The 16366-nt window shown below is 69.6% G+C and carries 19 protein-coding genes; 8 read left to right on the top strand and 11 right to left on the bottom strand.

The features are described from left to right. The first annotated feature begins 103 nt into the window (after nt 1-103). The 3 genes from G4D83_RS18260 to G4D83_RS18250 all read left to right on the top strand — a co-directional run bounded on the left by G4D83_RS18260 (nt 104) and on the right by G4D83_RS18250 (nt 1413). A complete protein-coding gene (locus tag G4D83_RS18260; RefSeq protein ID WP_240356396.1) occupies nt 104-394 on the top strand; it encodes a helix-turn-helix domain-containing protein in 291 nt (96 codons plus the stop codon). Nucleotides 395-471: 77 nt separating this feature from the next. Then, a complete protein-coding gene (locus G4D83_RS18255; RefSeq protein ID WP_163866049.1) occupies nt 472-855 on the top strand; it encodes a response regulator in 384 nt (127 codons plus the stop codon). 57 nt (nt 856-912) lie between these two features. Then, complete coding sequence (locus tag G4D83_RS18250; RefSeq protein WP_163866048.1) at nt 913-1413, top strand: MarR family winged helix-turn-helix transcriptional regulator; 501 nt, start codon at nt 913-915, stop codon at nt 1411-1413. Here G4D83_RS18250 and G4D83_RS18245 read toward each other — a convergent pair whose 3' ends face one another. The 3 genes from G4D83_RS18245 to G4D83_RS18235 all read right to left on the bottom strand — a co-directional run bounded on the left by G4D83_RS18245 (nt 1414) and on the right by G4D83_RS18235 (nt 4031). Further along, entirely contained in the window at nt 1414-1839 is a 426-nt protein-coding gene (locus G4D83_RS18245; protein WP_163866047.1) for an ATP-dependent helicase HrpB, read from the bottom strand. It lies immediately after the preceding gene. A 136-nt stretch (nt 1840-1975) separates the two neighbouring features. Continuing rightward, nucleotides 1976-2989, bottom strand: a complete 1014-nt coding sequence (locus tag G4D83_RS18240; protein ID WP_163866046.1) for an SDR family oxidoreductase — start codon at nt 2987-2989, stop codon at nt 1976-1978. 34 nt (nt 2990-3023) lie between these two features. Continuing rightward, on the bottom strand, nt 3024-4031 hold the full coding sequence (locus G4D83_RS18235) for an SDR family oxidoreductase (protein WP_163866045.1): 1008 nt from the start codon (nt 4029-4031) through the stop codon (nt 3024-3026). Between the two features lie 190 nt (nt 4032-4221). On the opposite strand from G4D83_RS18235, the gene G4D83_RS18230 reads away from it, so the two are divergent. From G4D83_RS18230 to G4D83_RS18220, 3 genes are read left to right on the top strand one after another with little or no spacing between them, the layout of a single operon-like run. Then, entirely contained in the window at nt 4222-4812 is a 591-nt protein-coding gene (locus G4D83_RS18230; protein WP_163866044.1) for a TetR/AcrR family transcriptional regulator, read from the top strand. A 52-nt stretch (nt 4813-4864) separates the two neighbouring features. Further along, complete coding sequence (locus tag G4D83_RS18225; RefSeq protein ID WP_163866043.1) at nt 4865-5794, top strand: LysR family transcriptional regulator; 930 nt, start codon at nt 4865-4867, stop codon at nt 5792-5794. A gap of 60 nt (nt 5795-5854) precedes the next feature. After that, a complete protein-coding gene (locus tag G4D83_RS18220; RefSeq protein WP_163866042.1) occupies nt 5855-6796 on the top strand; it encodes a pirin family protein in 942 nt (313 codons plus the stop codon). A gap of 54 nt (nt 6797-6850) precedes the next feature. On the opposite strand, the gene G4D83_RS18215 is transcribed toward G4D83_RS18220, so the two are convergent. The 3 genes from G4D83_RS18215 to G4D83_RS18205 all read right to left on the bottom strand — a co-directional run bounded on the left by G4D83_RS18215 (nt 6851) and on the right by G4D83_RS18205 (nt 10085). Further along, on the bottom strand, nt 6851-7840 hold the full coding sequence (locus G4D83_RS18215; protein ID WP_163866041.1) for a LysR family transcriptional regulator: 990 nt from the start codon (nt 7838-7840) through the stop codon (nt 6851-6853). 54 nt (nt 7841-7894) lie between these two features. Continuing rightward, nucleotides 7895-8494, bottom strand: coding sequence for a hypothetical protein (locus G4D83_RS18210; RefSeq protein WP_163866040.1), 600 nt, complete (start codon nt 8492-8494; stop codon nt 7895-7897). A 100-nt stretch (nt 8495-8594) separates the two neighbouring features. Continuing rightward, the gene (locus tag G4D83_RS18205; RefSeq protein WP_163866039.1) at nt 8595-10085 is read right to left on the bottom strand and encodes a sensor histidine kinase; all 1491 of its coding nucleotides are present in this window, start codon (nt 10083-10085) and stop codon (nt 8595-8597) included. Between the two features lie 280 nt (nt 10086-10365). Here G4D83_RS18205 and G4D83_RS18200 point away from each other — a divergent pair, with 280 nt between their 5' ends. Beyond that, on the top strand, nt 10366-10749 hold the full coding sequence (locus tag G4D83_RS18200; RefSeq protein ID WP_163866038.1) for a serine/threonine protein kinase: 384 nt from the start codon (nt 10366-10368) through the stop codon (nt 10747-10749). On the opposite strand, the gene G4D83_RS18195 is transcribed toward G4D83_RS18200, so the two are convergent. The 4 genes from G4D83_RS18195 to G4D83_RS18180 are packed head-to-tail and all read right to left on the bottom strand — an operon-like array spanning nt 10739 to nt 13714. Then, nucleotides 10739-11776, bottom strand: coding sequence for a hypothetical protein (locus G4D83_RS18195; protein WP_163866037.1), 1038 nt, complete (start codon nt 11774-11776; stop codon nt 10739-10741). The two genes, G4D83_RS18200 and G4D83_RS18195, sit on opposite strands and share 11 nt — an antisense overlap. Next, a complete protein-coding gene (locus tag G4D83_RS18190; protein WP_163866036.1) occupies nt 11776-12150 on the bottom strand; it encodes an FYVE zinc finger domain-containing protein in 375 nt (124 codons plus the stop codon). The genes G4D83_RS18195 and G4D83_RS18190 overlap by 1 nt, the downstream gene beginning before the upstream one ends. Beyond that, complete coding sequence (locus tag G4D83_RS18185) at nt 12147-12800, bottom strand: hypothetical protein (protein ID WP_163866035.1); 654 nt, start codon at nt 12798-12800, stop codon at nt 12147-12149. The genes G4D83_RS18190 and G4D83_RS18185 overlap by 4 nt, the downstream gene beginning before the upstream one ends. Beyond that, nucleotides 12797-13714, bottom strand: a complete 918-nt coding sequence (locus tag G4D83_RS18180; RefSeq protein WP_163866034.1) for a hypothetical protein — start codon at nt 13712-13714, stop codon at nt 12797-12799. The genes G4D83_RS18185 and G4D83_RS18180 overlap by 4 nt, the downstream gene beginning before the upstream one ends. A gap of 112 nt (nt 13715-13826) precedes the next feature. Between G4D83_RS18180 and G4D83_RS18175 the strand changes: the two genes are divergently transcribed. Beyond that, a complete protein-coding gene (locus tag G4D83_RS18175; protein ID WP_240356395.1) occupies nt 13827-15041 on the top strand; it encodes a glycosyltransferase family 4 protein in 1215 nt (404 codons plus the stop codon). A gap of 46 nt (nt 15042-15087) precedes the next feature. On the opposite strand, the gene G4D83_RS18170 is transcribed toward G4D83_RS18175, so the two are convergent. After that, the gene (locus G4D83_RS18170; RefSeq protein WP_163866032.1) at nt 15088-16278 is read right to left on the bottom strand and encodes a glycosyltransferase; all 1191 of its coding nucleotides are present in this window, start codon (nt 16276-16278) and stop codon (nt 15088-15090) included. Nucleotides 16279-16366: the final 88 nt, after the last annotated feature.

Below are 16366 nucleotides of genomic sequence, written 5' to 3'. Positions count from 1 at the left end.
CACTTGGGCCAAGGCGTCCCCAGATTACCCGTCACCCAATATGGAGAAAGCGAAGAACAAGGTAGCGAACTGGACGAGGTTCCATCGCAAATTCGGCGGTCATGTGCGCGAGCTTCGCGTCAACCGGACGCTCACGCAGGAGGCCCTCGCGGAGCGGTGCGACCTCTCCGTGGATGCCATCCGCCGCATCGAGCGCGGAGCGTTCTCTCCGTCGCTGGATACGCTCGGCAAGCTGACGACAGGCCTGGACGTGTCGCTCAAGACGCTCTTCAACGGCTTCGAGCAGGAGCGCACTGAAGAAGTGGCGGAGATCTGCGACTTCCTCTCCGGCCTCTCTGGCCAGGAAGTGAAACTCGCCTGGAGGGTGCTCCAGGCCATGTTCGAGGAGACCTGAGGACCTCTTCTGCCGGTGCGAACCGGCAGATGTTCCCTGTACCTCAAACCCACCCTGACCTAGGGAGATGACCTCTCATGCCAGGAGCCTCCGAAGGAACCTTGCTCGTCGTGGAGGATGACGCGGACCTGCGAGCGTCCGTTGTCGACGTCCTCACGAGCGCGGGCTATCCCAGCGCGGTCGCGAAGGATGGACTGGAGGCGCTCACCTGGCTGGAGGTGCACGGGCGGCCTTCGCTGGTGCTTCTGGACATGGAAATGCCTCGCATGGACGGGCGCGCCTTCCTGGAGCGCATCACCCGCCACCCCGCCTGGGCTGGACTGACGGTGGTGGCCCTGACATCCCGATGGGTCCACCACCCCGCAGTGCTCGACACCCTGCTCAAGCCCTTCGACGGGCACGCCCTCCTGGAGCACGTGCCCTACTGGCTGCGCCGCTCGCGCCCTCCTGGAAAGACCTGAAGCACGATTCCATTGCGCGCAATGGACCTGGGCCGCATGTTGCAGGCAGGAACCGCCATGCCCCAGCCCAAGAAGCGTGTCGACGCGCTCCACCTCGACGAGCAGCTGTGCTTCACCCTCTATTCGACGGTGCACCTGCTCAACCGGACGTACCGGCCGCTCTTGGAGGAGCTGGGCCTCACCTATCCCCAGTACCTGGCGATGATGGTGCTGTGGGAGGAGGACGACGTCACGGTGAAGGCGCTGGGGGAGCGGTTGCTCCTCGACTCGGGGACGCTGACGCCGCTGCTCAAGCGGCTGGAGGCGGCGGGCCTCGTCAAGCGTGAGCGGGACATGCTGGACGAGCGCCAGGTGCGCATCCGGCTGACGACCCCGGGCCGCGCGCTGCGCTCGAAGGCGGAGTGCGTGCCCGTGTCCATCCTGGAGGCGTCGGGGCTCGACGTGGAGGAGCTGCGGGACTTGAAGGCCCGCGTCCTCGCCGTCCGCGAGGCGCTGAGCGCGCGGCTGGAAGAGGAGCCCCCTCCCCCAACCGCGAGCCGGCGTCGCAAGACGGGGTAGCTACACCTGCGTCTTGAGGACGTCCTTCAGCCCGTTGGTGCCCTTCTCCACGATGCGGCTCACCAGGTCCAACACCTGCGCGTAGCGGTACATGGATGCCTGGAGCGACAGCAGCTCCGCGTTGGAGTAGCGCGAGCCGGAGGACGCGGACCGGATGAGGTGGTCCATCACGCGCTGGCCCTGCTCCAGCTCCTGCACGAAGCGGGAGATGCCGTTGAGCACCGTCCCATCCATCTTCGCCACCGGAGGCACCACGCCCACGGAGGCGACCTCCTGAGGAGCGCTCGGATTCGAAACGGGGTTCGTCTTGTCCGCGAGAACGCCCTCGAACCGGGAAAGCTCGAACTTCTCGGCTGCGACACGTGTGGGAGGCGGTGCGGAATGCGGCGGAAGCGACACGGGTGCGGCGGACAGCGGGCTCGTCATGGGATGAGGTTCCCTCTGGGTGCGGAGCAAGGCGCCAATCGCGAGTATCCGCGCCAGGGCTGACAGCCTCCTGGCACGGCGTAAGAGCCCCTCCTCCGGAGTCGTCCCACGCTGGAGCGCGGGTCATCCCCCCACGTCACGCACGTTGAATCCGTGTACCCCACGCCTTCAGGCGCTCGATGACGTGGGCCGAGTCTAACACGCATTCAGGTGAAAAAATTCCAGGTCCAACGGGCGCGGCGCCCACGAGTCCCACCAGCCGTTCCACCGCGAGCGCCACGCCCCGTCCACTCAGCCCCGAGTGAACATCCCCATCAACGAGCGTGTAACGGACATGCTTCATCGTCCCTTCCGGCGACTCACCGGTCAGCTCGATGACGACCTCGTGGCCCGGTCCCTGGCCGGGTTTCCGGCTGGATGCGGCCCGAAGCGCGAAGTCGAGCCGCACCGTGCTCGCGTCCGTCACCGCCGCGAGGGTGGCCACGTCCAGCAGGGGATAGGCGCGGCCCTGCCACTGCGTGCCGTCCGCGCCTTGGAAGGTCCGCGTCACGTCCTCCTCCGCGGTGGCCCAGAGGAACTTCCCGTCCTTGCGAATCAGCGGGCTGGGCACGCCCTTCGTCAGGCGCGCCATGTCTCCGCTGGCCGCCGGACCTCCCACGTCCTCCTCGTCGAAGACGGCGCCAATCTGGATGGCGTGGACCTTCTTCAATTCGCGCGCGAACTGGAGGGTGGCCAGGGCCACGGTGCCGCCCAGGAAGTGCCCCAGGAAGAGCACCGGCGCGGCGGTGGGGTGCTGGATGTGGAGGGCCACCGCCGGGCCGATGTCGAAGACGAAGTCGGAGAAGGAGACGTACGGGACACCTTTCGCCTGCGCGTACTTCATCGAGCGCAGTGAGTCGTCCTTGAGCAGCACCACCACCGCGCTGAAGGCGGCGTCCGGTGGCAGCCCCAGGTCCTCGCGCTCCAGGTCGATGCGCACGGCCTCCGCGTGGCCCAGCTCCCGCGCGAGCGTCGCGGCCTTGTTCACATCACGTCCTCCGATTCGGAGGGCCAGCTCCGGGTGCAGTTCGCGCAGGGCCTTCACGGCGCGGCGTCCGACGACGCCGGAGCCACCGATGACGAGGACGGGCTTCAGGTTCGATGCGTTCATGTTGGGACTCCTGTGAGGAGAAGAAGCAGGGACATCACGCGCGACGAAGCCGGGTGCCGGACTCCTGGAGTCGGCGCAGCAGGTACTCCGGCTCGATGAGGACATGGGGGAGGTAGAGGCCCGGTGCGACGGGCGCGCCTCCCGCGAGCCCGAGCAACCGCTCGACGCCCACGGCGACACCCACCGCCGTCATCGGTGCCTGCCCCTCCGGGTGCATCAGCTCGTGACGCACGCGCGCCCGGGTTCCGTCGTGCAGCGTGCCTTCCAGCTCGAAGATGATTTCGGTGGAGAAGGGCTCGCCACGGCGGCGCGGCGCGGAGGTGCCGATGGCGACATCGAAGCGGATGGACTTCGCCTGCGTCGCGGCGGCGAGGCTCGGGGCGTCCATCAGCGAGTACGCCTGGCCCTGGAGGTCATTCCCCTCGGTGTCGCGGAAGGTGCGCAGCGCCTCGGCCCCGCCCACCCAGCGCCACTGTCCGTTCTCCAGGATGAGGTTGTTGGGCGCGGCCTTCTGCCGCTCCAGGTCCACGTACGCGGCGGCCCCGCCCACGTCCTGCTCGTCGAGCACGGCGCCGATGGCGATGGACTCCAGCGCGCGGAACTCCCGAGCGAACTGGAGCACGGGCAGCGTGGCGGCGCCCACCAGCCAGCTGCTGCCCAGGAAGATGGGCGAGCGCGTGGGCTGATGCATGTGGAGGGCGACCTCGGGAGCGACCTCGAACAAGGCCGTGGAGATGCCCAGGTACGGCAGCCCGTGCATCTGCGCGTACCGCAGCGAGTTCAGCGTGTCGTCCTTCACGAACAGGACGACGGCGCTGTAGGCGCGGCTCGCGGGCTGGCCCAAGTCAGGCCGGGACAGGTCCACCGTCGCCGCGTCGGCGAGGCCGACCTCGCGGGCCACGGCCTGCGCGCGGGCCAAATCCCGGCCGCCAATCGTGAGCGGCAGGTCCGGTTGCAGCCGGCGCAAGGCCTTGGCGGCCTGGGAGCCGACGACGCCCGAGCCACCAACGATGAGGACGGGTTTCCGAGTGTTCGAAGACATGACGGGTGCGCTCCCCTGCCCCATGGGGCAGTGGTTGAAGGTGCCGGCGGGCCGGCGGAAATGGCGCTGCGTTGACCCTACTTAAAGTAAGTTACCAAAAGTAGGTTCGCCACGATTTCGACGCGGTGGGGGTCCGGTTGCGCGTCCGCGTCGAGGCGACTAAGCCCCAAGGGTGCCGTCGCGACGTCCCATGAGTGAGCCCACCGCCAAGAAGCTTCCCAAGGCCCAGCGACGCGAGCAGTTGCTCGACGTGGCGATGGCGGTGGTGAGGCAGGAGGGCACGGACGCGCTGACGCTCGGTCACCTCGCCGAGCGCGCGGGCGTCAGCAAGCCCATCCCCTACGAGCACTTCCAGTCGCGCGCCGGGCTGTTGATGGCGCTGTATGAGCGCCTCGACGCGAAGCAGGTCACCCAGCTCGAGGAGGCGCTCCAGCGCACGCGGCGCAAGCTGGAGGACGTCGCCAGGGTGATGAGCGGCGCGTACATGAACTGCTATGTGACGCTCGGCCCCGAGCAGCACGCCATCACCGCCGCGCTCAAGGGCGACGGGCAGATGGAGAACTTCTATCAAGGCGTGTTGGACAACTACGTGGACTTCTATCGGGACACGCTCGCGCCCTACTGCGAGCTGCCGAAGGAGACCCTGCGGCAGCGCTGCGTGGGCATCATCGGCGCGGCGGAGGCGATTTCCCGCGACATGCTCCGGGGCGCCATCTCGGAGAGCACCGCCGCCGCGACGCTGAGTTCGCTCATCGTCTCCTGGTTGTCCGCGCGCAAGTAGGGCAAGGCCCGCCACGCGTGCAACGCCCGCGTCGATGTGATGCAGTCGCCAGGTGCTCGACAGCGTCACCATCGACCAGCTCCGGACGCTCCGCGCGGTGGCCGAGGAGGGCAGCTTCTCCGCGGCGGCCCGGCGCCTGGGCCAGGGACAACCCGCCGTCAGTCAGGCCATGCAGCGTCTGGAGAAGCAGCTCGGCCTGCGCCTCTTCGACCGCAGCAGCCGCGTCCCCCGCCTGACGATGAAGGGCGAGGCCGTGGTCGCCGCCGCGCGGCGACTGCATGACGACCTCGCGACGTTCCAGACCGTCGTCGGCCGCCTCAAGAGCGGCGAGGAGACCCAGCTCGCGCTCGTCGTCGACGCCATGTTCCCCACGCCCGCGCTGCTGTCCTTCGTGAAGGAGCTGGCGGAGGCACACCCGGAGGTGGAACTGACGCTGGAGGTGGAGCTGCTCTCCGCCGTGACGGAGCGCCTGCGCGAGCGCAAGGCCACGCTCGGAATCGCGGGCGCGGACCTGGACCTCACCGGCCTGGAGCAGCGCCCCATCGCGCTCCTGCGCATGCTCCCCGTCGCCGCGCCGTCACACCCTCTCGCGAAAGTGAAGGGCGTCATCACCGACGAGCACCTCGCCACCACCACCCAGCTCGTCCTCAGTGAGCGTCTGCCCACTGGAAAGGCGGGCACGGCGGACCGGGGCGTCTTCTCGGCGAAAAGCTGGCGCGTCGCGGACCTGATGACGAAACATGCCCTCATCCTCGGTGGGCTCGGCTGGGGCCACGAGCCCGAGCACCTGGTGAGCGAGGACCTGGCGGCGGGGAGGCTGGTGCGGCTGCGGCTCGCCGCCTATGAGGGCGGGCCTCCGCCCCAACGGCCCCTCGCCCTGGTGCGCCGCAAGGGCACGCCGCTGGGCCCGGTGGCGACGTGGGCCTCCAACCGGCTCACCTCGCTCTGCCAGCTCGCGCTCGCGGACCATCACACGACGTGATGCTAAGCATCATGTGCGGGAGCGATTTACACACCCGCCCTGGCCCTTACGTTCTGTGTCATGAGCACCACGACCCAGACACTCACTCCCCCCATCGTTCCCCACGCGCTTCCCCGTGCGCGGACGCTCGAGAGCGTCCACGGCGGCGGGCCCTTCCACTGGGTCGGTGACGGCTTCCGCGTCAAGACACTCGTCCCCAGTGGCGGCGTTTCGCAGGAGCGCGTCAGCCCCTTCCTGCTCCTGGACCACCATCCTCCGCATCACTACCCTGCCCTCGCGAAGGGGCAGCGGGGCGTCGGCTGGCATCCGCATCGCGGCTTCGAAACCGTCACCCTCGCGTTCGAAGGCAACGTCGCGCATCGCGACAACGCGGGCCACTCGGGCGTCATCGGCCCGGGCGACGTGCAATGGATGACGGCGGCGTCCGGCATCCTCCACGAGGAGTACCATGAGCATGCCTTCTCCCGACGCGGTGGCGTCTTCGAGATGCTTCAAATCTGGGTGAACCTGCCCCGCGCTCACAAGCGGGCCGCGCCGGGCTACCAGCCCATCACCGCGACCCAGATTCCCACCGTCCCCGTCGAGGGCGGCACGGTGCGAGTCATCGCGGGCGGCTTCAACGACACCCAGGGCCCCGCGCGGACCTTCACGCCCATCTCCCTGCTCGACGTGCGGCTGAGCGCGGGGACGGACCTCCAGGTTCCGCTGCCGAAGCACCACAACGCCATCGTCCTCATCGCCTCCGGTCGCGTGTCGTCCGGCGGAGAGACGGCCACCGAGGGGGAGCTCGCCCTCTTCGCCAACGACGGCGAGTTCCTGTCCCTGCGTGCCGACACGGACACGCACGTCATCATCCTCGCGGGTGAGCCCCTCCGCGAGCCCATCGTCCATCTGGGCCCGTTCGTCATGAACAGCCAGCGCGAAGTGCTGCAGGCCATTCACGACTTCGAGTCCGGCGGCTTCGGTGAAATCCCGGAGGACGCCCCCGTCGCCTCCCCGTGACGAGGTGAGCGGCGAGCACGCTGAACGCCCCTGGACCACCGGGTCCAGCGGGTGTCAGCGGCTCCGGGCGCGGCGCGAGGACCCTGACGATGGGGTCTTCGCGCGCGCCTCTGTGCGAGCCGGCGGCATGTCCTTCAACACGTCCAGCAGCAACTGCCGGAAGTAGCGCGAGCCGGGGTCCGCGTCCGTGCGGGTGTGCCACATGAGCGACATCGTCATGGGCTGAGGCGCGGGCACGAACTGCAGGCGCTTCAAGGGCAGCATGGCGCACAGGACGTCCGCGGTGCGTCCCGGCATGCCCGCGATGTAGTCGGTGCGCGTGGCGGCCATGCCCGCGGCGATGAAGTGGGAGACGGCGAGCGCCGAGCTGTACTCCAGGCCGTTCTCCTTGCGGAACCGCTCGAACATGGAGCGCCCCACGCCCGGGCGGCCCTGGGTGATGACGATGTCGATGTGCTTGCAGGCGTTGAACGCCTCCCGCGTCAGCACCGTCCCGTGGATGAGCGGGTGGTCCTCGCGGACGACGAAGGCCACATCCTCCAGGTAGAGGTCCTCCACGCAGAAGCCCTCCCGCGTGGCCACCAGCCGAGGCCCCAGCGCGACGTCCACCTCGCCTGTCGCCATGCCATCCGACGCGACGAGGAAGTCGATGCTCACCACGCGCAGCCGCGCCTGTGGCATGCGGCGCGCGAAGGCCTCCACGACACGGGGCACGTCGCAGACGTCCTGGTTGTCACCGCAGGCCAGCGTGAAGCGGCGCGTGCTCTCCTCGGGCAGGAAGCGCTGGCCATCCACGGCCACCTGGAGTTGCGCCACCGCGTTGACGAGCAGCGGCCTCAACTCCTCGCAGCGAGGCGTGGGCACCAGCCCCTTCCCCTGCCGCACCAGGAGCGGGTCTCCCAACAACTCCCGCAGCCGCGCCAGCGCGTTGCTCACCGCCGACTGGGTGACGTGGAGCTGCCGTGCCGCGCCCGTGGCGCTCCCCGTCTCCAGCACCGCGTGCAGCACGAGGAACAGGTTGAGGTCGATGGCCGAGAGATTCATGGCGGGGCTGGCATACCGCACCCGCCCTCACCAGGACACTCGGGCCCACCGCGCTCAGGAGCGCTGCGCGCCCGAGAGCATGGCCGCCATCTGGGGGTCCAGGCGGAACGACTCGAAGAAGCCCTCCGCGTCCTGGGGCGGCTTGCCCTCCGGGTGCAGGAGGAGCTGCTGATAGAGGCGCGGGCCCACCAGGTAGAAGCGGCCTCGCAGCCGGCGCGGCCCGGAGACGCCCTCCACCTCCCAGCCCGGGAAGCCCTCCAGCGTCAGCGGCTTCGAGGAGACGCCCGTGGCGCCCAGGGCCTCCAGCGCACCCAGGCTGGCGCGGGACACCACGTCGCTCGGCTTCGCCTGCGACACCGCCGCCGAGGGGAAGTCCGTGTACGAGACGTAGTACGCCGTGTCCGACTCCGGACGGACGGCGATGAACGTGTGGAGTGTCACCTCGCCCACATCCGTCACTTGGGAGCGGCGCTCCTGGCTCACCGGCCCGGGCAGCGCGACGGAGAAGCCGCCTTCCGTGGACTGGACGACAGAGGCGGGGGCGGCGGGCTTCGCGGCCTGGGCCTCGGGCGCCGGTTGGCGGGAGGCACACGCCCCCAGTCCCCCCACGGACAGCAGGATGGCGAGCGGCGCGACTCGGCGCGAAATCTTCATGTTCCAGGCGGCTCCTGTCATGGAGCCCGGAAGGTACGTCCGACGCCTCGCTGGCGCACCCAGAGACTCCGACGGAAGCACGGGACGCAACGCTTTGCGTCTAGTGCAGGGCGTCCGGAGGCACCACGGCCCCCGCCTCCGGATGCTCCGCGGCGCCCGCCGCCTCCGGGGTGACGAGGGCCAGCCGGACGCAGAACGTCGAACCCACGCCGGGCGTGCTCTCCACCTCGATGTGCCCGCCATGGGCCTCGACGATGCGCCGGGCGACGGACAGCCCCAGCCCTACGCCCGGGGCGCGCTTGCTCCGGGCATCCCCCAGTCGCTGGAAGGGGGCGAACAGCATGCTCTTCTCGTCCTCGGTGATGCCCACGCCCTGGTCCTTCACGATGAGGAGCACGTCGTCCACCTCGCGGCGCACCGCCACGTCAATGCGGCTGCCGGAGGGCGAGTACTTCAGCGCGTTGCTGACCAGGTTGGCCATCACCTGCTCCAGCCGGTCCGGGTCCCCGCGCACCAGCAGCGGCGTCTCCGGCACGTCGAGCTGCAACACGTGTCCGCCGTCGCTGGAGCGGTACAGCTCCACCACGCCCCGCGCCAGCTCGCGAGCGTCGCGCACCTCCGGCCGCAGCTCCAGCTTGCCCGCCTCGATGCGGGTGGAGTCGAGCAAATCACCCACCATCCGGTCCAACCGCTCCACCTGCCGTCCCACCAGCGCCAGCGTGCGCTGCATGCGCTCCGGCGTGAGCTGCGCGCGGCTGCGCTCGGTGAGCGCGGTGGACAGCTTCAGCGCGGACAGCGGATTGCGAAGCTCATGGGCCACGCCGGCGAGGAAGGCGAGCTGCTGCTCCTGCTGGTGCGTGAGGCTGTTGGCCATCTCGTTGAAGGTGCGCGCCATGTCGCGCAGCTCCGTGGGCCCCGCCACCGGCGCGCGGGTGCGCTTGCGGCCCGCGCCGAAGCGGCGCATGGCCTGGCTGATGTCACGCAGGGGCTGCCACGCGATGCGGCGCAAGAGGAAGGTGCCCGTCACCAGTCCCACCAGCAGCAGGCCGCACAGCACCAGCCCCACGACGTTGCCCATCCGGTTGAGGTCCGCCGAGGACTCCCGTGCCGCCCGGGCTTCCTCCACGTTGAGCTGGACCAGCCGCTCCAACGAATCCAGCGCGGCGTCCAGGGAGGGGATGGCCCGCTGCGCGCGCAGACGCTGGGGCAGCTCGGCGGCCCCTCGCTGGGCGACGAGGTAGGCGTCGAAGTTCTTGTCCACCTCCCGGATGAGCCCCTGCTCGGTGGAGCCGGAAGCCGTCCTGTTGAGGGCGTCCAGCAGGCGGGGGAACGAGGACTCGATGCTCTCGAGTGTCCTTCCCCGGATGAGCGTCGACGTCGCCTCCACGGGGCCCGCCACGCCGCTGAGCCGGAAGTGGATGAGCAGGTCGATCTCCAGCTCCTCCGCCAGGTGGAGGCCCTCCACGGAGTTGCCGAGCGTGTTCGCCGAGTGGTTCTGCGCGTTCGTCAGGGCGATGAGCGCGCTGGCGGCCACGAGCGTCAGCAGGGCGAGTCCACCCATGATGGCGGCGAGCCAGGCGCGCAGACTCATGTCGCCTCCGGATGCGTCGGGCGGACGCCACGAAGGACCTGGCTCTGGGCGGGGAAGCTCACGGTTGGGACCTCGCGGAAGCCGAGGGCGGGTGTGGATGCAACGCCCCCTTCATGACTGGAGGAACAAGGACAGGACGATGGGGATTCACCGGGTGGACAGCAACCGGGCGTGGTGGGGGTTCCCCGCACGGCATCAGCGCCGGGAGAGGGCAATCGTGCTAGGGAAGGTCGGACGTGGCGGGCGAGCGTGAGCTCCCCTGGCCGCGCGCGAGGCCACCATGGACATGCTCCCCCAGCCGGTACGTACCCTGAAGTTCGATGGTTTCTGGCGCTGGCTCCAGGAACACACCCAATGCATCCTCCGGTGCGGCTCCGTCGACGCGATGCTGTATGACCACGACGACTTCCACTGGCTGCTCTTGGAGGAGGACCGTCAGCACATCATCCAGGTCCTCAAGGGCAAGGTGCTCGTGGGCGAGCTGGTGATGGCGGGCCGCGAAGTCACCGAGGTGAATGTGGCGCCGGACCCGGACTCGGGCACGCAGGGCCACTTCCTGGTGGAGTTGATGAGCGGGCCGAAGGAAGACCCGCAGGTCGTCTACCACTTCATCATGGCGCACGGCATCGACCCGGCGCCGGGCCACAAGGACCTCAAGCACTGAGCACGGCGCGCTCGATGAGCGCCACCGCGTCCCTGGCACCCCCGGAGTACGTCTCCGGCGCGCGCGCGACGCGAGGGCCCACCAGCGCGACGACTCGCTCCATCAGCTCCGCCTCGGTGCGGGCCAGCTCCTCCGGACGCAGCCGCACCGCCTGCCTGTCGTAGCGCCGGGCCCGCGCCAGGGCCACCAGCGGAGTGCCCGTCACGCGAGCCTCCTGCACGGTGTTGTACCCGCCCGCGCCCACCAGGATGTCCACCCCCGGCATCACCGCCAGCGCCGGCCACACGCGCACGGGTTGGAGCAGGTTGCGCGTGGGCGCACCGGACTTCGAGGGCCGCACGGGGAACCAGGGCCCGGGAGGTGCCAGCCACCGCACCGGCGCCGAAGCCCCGAGCCGCTCCTGGAGCCGCGTGGCGATGGCGCCCGCCTCCGCCACCTCCTCCGCGTTGCCGCTCCCCATCACCGCCACCAGCGGCCGCGCATCCTCCGGGTCCACGCCGAGCTGCTGTCTCGCCTGCGCACGGCTGAGCCACTCGTCGCGCTCCAGGAGGAGCCAGGGCGCGGTGCGCACGGCGCGCGGGTGCTGGGAGAAGGGCGCGTCCTCACCGGGGACGAGCAGCAGGTCGAAGTCCTCCACCGCCGCCGCGACGTTGAAGCGCTCCACGTACGTGGGATTCAAGTCGCGGTGCACCAGCACCTTGCCCATGCGCAGCCCGGGCAACAGCGGCGCCAGCTCTCCCGCGAGTCCCCGCGGGAAGGTGTCCACCACGAGGACCTCGGGGCGCACGCCGTCGAGCAGGCACTCCACCGCCTCGCGCACCGCGGCCTTGGCCAGGTCCGGGTTGAGCCGGTGCACGTGGGCACCCGCGCCCAGCACGTCCTCCAGTGGGACGTCCGGAGCGAAGACGCTGTTCGTCACGACGGTGACGCGGTGTCCCCGTCGGGCCGCCACGCGCGCGAGTCCACAGGCGCGGGTGAAGTGACCCATGCCTCCGCCCAACGCGTAGATGAGCCAGCGCGCGCCCATCAGCTTCCGCCCAGGTCCTCCTCGAAGGAGGCATCTTGCTCGTGCCGCAGGCTCTCGCCGTCGGCCTCGGTGAAGTCGTGCGGGTCCTTCGAGGCGCCCCGCGACCACGAGGAGCCCGAGCCGTAGTAGCCGTATTCCGTGTAGTAGGAGCTAGCGTCGTCCGAGTCCTCGTTCGTCGAGCCGTCGTCCTCCGAGTCGCCGCTGCCCAGGGCCGCGCAGCTCGTGCACACGAGGGCGTCCTCCTGACTCGTCAGGTGCGCGTCACAGACGCGCTTGCCGCAGCGCGGGCACAGCGCGCCGGCGGGCAGGCCGCACGGGTGGGAGAACAGGAAGCCCGTGCTCACCTCGCAGCCGTCGGTGGAGAAGGGACTCATGGCGCGGACTCGGACGGCGGCGTCTGGATTTGATGGAGCAGCGCCACGCGGAAGGGCAGGTCCAGCTTCTCGAAGGCGAGACACGCCGCCGCGTCCGCGCGTACCAGCGACTTGGTGGCGAGCAGCGTCTTGCCGCCGGGCTCGCGGAGGGACACCTTGCCCTCGCGCACCTTCACGCGGGCGACCTCGGTGCCGGAGGCATCTTCGATGCGCGCGCCCTCGTTGTCCGAGGACACGGTGTAGAGCAGCGCGCCCTTCGCGTCGGTGAGCCGCCAGCCGGAGCCCTGTCGCGCGAGGGTGTAGAGCACCTGCCGCTGCTCGCCGTCCCTCACGGTGAGCGCGCCGCCCGCGGAGCCGACGACGTAGCCCAGGGCCGTGTCATCCGGACCGGACACCTTGAGGGCGGCGCCCTTCCACTTGAAGCGGGCGAGCTCGCGGTCCTCTCCGTCCACCAGCTTGGCGCCATCATCCTTGGGCTTGAGGGAGAAGCGCTCGCGGTCGTCGGCGTCCTTGAACTTGAGCTTGCCCGGGAGGGGGACCTCGTCGCCCGCGGTGGCGGCCTGTGTCTGGGAGGACGGAGCCTCGGAGCCCGACGGACGCGAGCAGGCGGCGGTGAGGAGGAGGCTCAGCAGGAGCGAGCGGAACGTCATGGAGAGGCCCTCGCGGGGAGTTGCTTGCGCTGGGAGGTGGAGAAGTTGAGCACCTGGTAGAGGCTCAGCAACATCATGAGACACGTGCGGGTCGCATCTCGTGAGGGAAGCTGCACGTACTCGGCTGCCTCCCAGTCGGAGTCCATCCGGGCGCGCAGGCCGAGCCGGTCGTCGGACACCTCCAGCTTCGTGAGCGCCACCGTCGGAGGGAGCTTCACCGCCGAGCGGGCCGCGCTCTGGAGTCGGGCGAGCCCGGGGTGGCGCTCGGGCTTCACGCGAAGCTGGGCCTGGAGGTACGTGCCGCTCTTCTGCTTGTGCTTCGTCTTGTACTTGCCCCCGGGACTGCGGCGGGTGCGCGAGCGCTTCTGGAGCCACTCGGTCATCGCCAGGCGCAGGTGCGTGCCGTCGCGCAGACGGGCCTGGAGCGACAGCCACGGGTCCTCGAACTCATTCGTCTTCCACGTGCCCGCCATGCCCTTGCCCTTCCACTTGGCCTTGTGGTCGATGGCGTGGAAGTCCAACTCCAGCGACACGGGCTCCTCGGGAGCGATGTCACGGCCCAGCCGTCGCAGCAACAGCGTGGGCAGTTGGTAGCGGCGGTCCTCCAGGTCGTTCCGGCCGAACCGGAAGGCCTTGAACAGGAGGACGACCATGACGATGAGCAGGCCGATGCCCCCGAACAGCAGGCCGCTCGTCAACGTGGGGTTGAGCTCGGAGTCGAGGACGTTCGACAGGACGAACAGGCCCGCGCCCACGCCGCCCACGATGAAGGCCCGCCGCTGCCAGCGGCGCTTGACGACATCCATCTCCACGTCGAAGCGCGCGAGGACGCCCAGGTCTTCCATCAGCTCGGAGACGGGCGCGGTGTTGCTGTAGCGCTTCTCCGTACGAAAGCGGTCGATGTCGAAGGCCAAGGCGGCAGCTCCCCTTCGGAGCCAAGGAACGAGCGCGGAGTGTATGGGTCGGCGAGGAGCGGGGCAAACCGTCCGGTTTGCCGAGCCGGGTGAGCCGCGATACCACGCGGGCGTGGCTTCCGCGTCCGGCATCATCTACGCCTCTTTCGACCGCTTTCCGGCTCCCAAGGGAGCCGCCGTGCACATCCGAGCCTTCGTGGAGGCCCTGGGTACTGCCTTCGGGGACGTGGACCTGCTGGCGCTGCGAGAGGGCCCCACCGCGAGCGCGGCCCCGCATCCACTCGTGGAGGGAGTGACGTATCACCCGCTGGATGCGAGGGGGCGGGACCTGGTGGCGCAGGCGTTGTCGTTCCGCACGCATCTGGCGGCGTGGTGGCGGAACAGACCCCGGGCCAAGGTGGTCCACGTGCGCTCCATCTTCGAGGGCTATCCGGTGGCGCGGAGGAAGCAAGCGCTGACGGATGCGCTGGTGTTCGAGGTGAACGGGCTGCCATCGATTGAACTGAAGTATCACCACCCGGACGTGGCGGAGGACGCGGAGCTGATGCTCAAGCTGGTGGCGCAGGAGGACGCGTGCATCGCGAGCGCGGATCTGCTGGTGACCCCCAGTGAGGTGACGGCGGAGTACCTGGTGAAGCGGGGCGCGGAGGCGTCACGCGTGCGGGTGATTCGGAACGGCGTGGAGCTGGAGGTGTTTCGTCATGCGCCGCCGCGCGCGATGGAGCCGGGGCGACCGGTGAGGTTGCTCTACAGCGGGACGATGACGTCGTGGCAGGGAGTGCATCACGCCATCGATGCGCTGCGGCTGTTGCGAGCGGAGATGCCCGCGGTGCTGACGCTCGTGGGGCCGCTGCGCAAGCACCAGCGGAGGGCGATGCTGGAGCGGTGTGGCGATTTGCTGTTGGAGGGAGCGGTGGAGCTGCGCGAGGCGATGCCGCAAGACGCGCTGGCGGCGCTGCATCACGAATGCGACGCGGTGCTGGTGCCGCTGCCGGTGAATGACCGCAACTGCGTGCAGGGCTGCTGTCCGCTGAAGCTGTTGGAGGCGATGGCGTCGGGCACACCGGTCATCGCGTCGAACCTGCCGGTGGTGCGGACGCTCGCGAGGCCCGATGAGGTGTTGCTGGTGAGGCCAGGCTCACCGAAGGCCATCGCGGAGGCGGTGAAAGACCTGCGAGCCAGTCCCGAACTCGGACCCTCGCTCAGCGCGAGGGCCCGCGCCCGTGTGGAGCGCGACTTCACCTGGACCCGAGCGCGGGAGGCACTGGTGGTGGCCTATGAGGAGCAGCTCGGACTGAAGAGAAGGCGCGAGGCTGAACACGGGTGACCTGTCCGCACGCTTCGGGAAGCTGCGGCGAGCGTCGCGCGAACCCTCAGCCCACTCTGGGCACCGCGCGGGCCAGCACGCGGCGCAGCACCTCCGCCTCGGCATCGGACTGAAACCGCTCCAGGATGCGCCTGCGCGCGGCGGAGCCAATCGCCGCCCGGTGCTCCGACGACAGCGACAACACGTCGAGACACGCCTGCCCCAGATGGTTCAACAGGGCCTTCGACACGAGGAATCCGTTGCGCTGATGGTCGACGGCCTCGGGGATGCCACCCGCGTCACTGGCGATGACGGGGCAGGCACACGCCATCGCCTCCAGCAGCGCGTTCGGCATCCCTTCCCACAGTGACGGCTGGAGATACACATCGCACAGGCGCAGGTGCGCGGCGATGGCCTCGGGTGTCTCCAACGCGCCGGAGACGATGATGCGAGCACCGTCCTCGGGATGCTCCGCGCGGTAGGCAACGAGGTGCTCCGCGTCGCGTGGACGCACCTCACCGATGACGAGCAGACACGCGGGCCGAGCCCGCCGCACCTCCGACAGCGCGGAGAGCAGGAACGGCAGTCCCTTCTTGTGACGCAGCTCCCCCGAGAACCCGAGCACCACCTCACCCGGAGCGATGCCGAGCCGCTCGCGCAGCACCGGGTCGGCGGGCCCCGGTGAGAACACCTCGGTGTCGACGGCGTTGGGGATGACCTCCACCCGAGCATCCTTCCCGAGCAACAACCCCATCTTCCGACCCAGGTCGGCGGAAGCAGCGGTGAGCACATCCGCGCGCTGGAGCGTCCACAGGAGCCGAGCGAAATCCCCGGGAGGAAACATGTGCTGGTCCACGTCATTGCCCCGAGCACTCACCGTGGATGCAATCCCCACCGAGGCAGCGAACACGACGGCGAGGAATCCCGGCGGCGACAGGTAGTGCCCCCATACCAGGTCATAGCGCCGCTTCGAGTGCAGATAGTCGAGCACATCCAGCGTGTGTTGCATCGACAGGTCGCTGCTTCCGAACAGGCCCAGCCGATGCAACGTGACACCGCGAGCAAACGGCGTCACCTCGCCCGCGTCATCCAGCGTGCTCAAAGCGCCTGGAGCCGCCGTGCGCGTCCACGCGAGCACGTCCACCCGAGCCCCCAGTCGAGCCAGGGCGCCAGCAGTGCGAGCGCCACTGCGAGCAAGCCCTCCGATATCGGGCGGGAAGCGTTCAGCGAGGAGAAGGACACGAGGAGAGCCAGCCATGGGACCGAATCTACCCGGCCCCGGGCGACCCACCCGATGGGAACCCACCTCGCGAGGGTTCCTGGTGCTGCCCGTGAATAAACCCCGC

This window comes from Myxococcus eversor (assembly GCF_010894455.1).
GTDB classification, from domain to species: domain Bacteria; phylum Myxococcota; class Myxococcia; order Myxococcales; family Myxococcaceae; genus Myxococcus; species Myxococcus eversor.
Note: the sequence above shows the minus strand (reverse complement) of the source record. Positions and strands in the feature narration are given on the sequence as shown.

Coding starts and splice junctions, on each gene's coding strand:
- G4D83_RS18255 (WP_163866049.1), top strand. CDS start 472: ATGCCAGGAGCCTCCGAAGGAACCTTGCTCGTCGTGGAGGATGACGCG.
- G4D83_RS18250 (WP_163866048.1), top strand. CDS start 913: ATGCCCCAGCCCAAGAAGCGTGTCGACGCGCTCCACCTCGACGAGCAG.
- G4D83_RS18245 (WP_163866047.1), bottom strand. CDS start 1,839: ATGACGAGCCCGCTGTCCGCCGCACCCGTGTCGCTTCCGCCGCATTCC.
- G4D83_RS18240 (WP_163866046.1), bottom strand. CDS start 2,989: ATGAACGCATCGAACCTGAAGCCCGTCCTCGTCATCGGTGGCTCCGGC.
- G4D83_RS18235 (WP_163866045.1), bottom strand. CDS start 4,031: ATGTCTTCGAACACTCGGAAACCCGTCCTCATCGTTGGTGGCTCGGGC.
- G4D83_RS18230 (WP_163866044.1), top strand. CDS start 4,222: ATGAGTGAGCCCACCGCCAAGAAGCTTCCCAAGGCCCAGCGACGCGAG.
- G4D83_RS18220 (WP_163866042.1), top strand. CDS start 5,855: ATGAGCACCACGACCCAGACACTCACTCCCCCCATCGTTCCCCACGCG.
- G4D83_RS18215 (WP_163866041.1), bottom strand. CDS start 7,840: ATGAATCTCTCGGCCATCGACCTCAACCTGTTCCTCGTGCTGCACGCG.
- G4D83_RS18210 (WP_163866040.1), bottom strand. CDS start 8,494: ATGAAGATTTCGCGCCGAGTCGCGCCGCTCGCCATCCTGCTGTCCGTG.
- G4D83_RS18205 (WP_163866039.1), bottom strand. CDS start 10,085: ATGAGTCTGCGCGCCTGGCTCGCCGCCATCATGGGTGGACTCGCCCTG.
- G4D83_RS18200 (WP_163866038.1), top strand. CDS start 10,366: ATGGACATGCTCCCCCAGCCGGTACGTACCCTGAAGTTCGATGGTTTC.
- G4D83_RS18195 (WP_163866037.1), bottom strand. CDS start 11,776: ATGGGCGCGCGCTGGCTCATCTACGCGTTGGGCGGAGGCATGGGTCAC.
- G4D83_RS18190 (WP_163866036.1), bottom strand. CDS start 12,150: ATGAGTCCCTTCTCCACCGACGGCTGCGAGGTGAGCACGGGCTTCCTG.
- G4D83_RS18185 (WP_163866035.1), bottom strand. CDS start 12,800: ATGACGTTCCGCTCGCTCCTGCTGAGCCTCCTCCTCACCGCCGCCTGC.
- G4D83_RS18170 (WP_163866032.1), bottom strand. CDS start 16,278: ATGGCTGGCTCTCCTCGTGTCCTTCTCCTCGCTGAACGCTTCCCGCCC.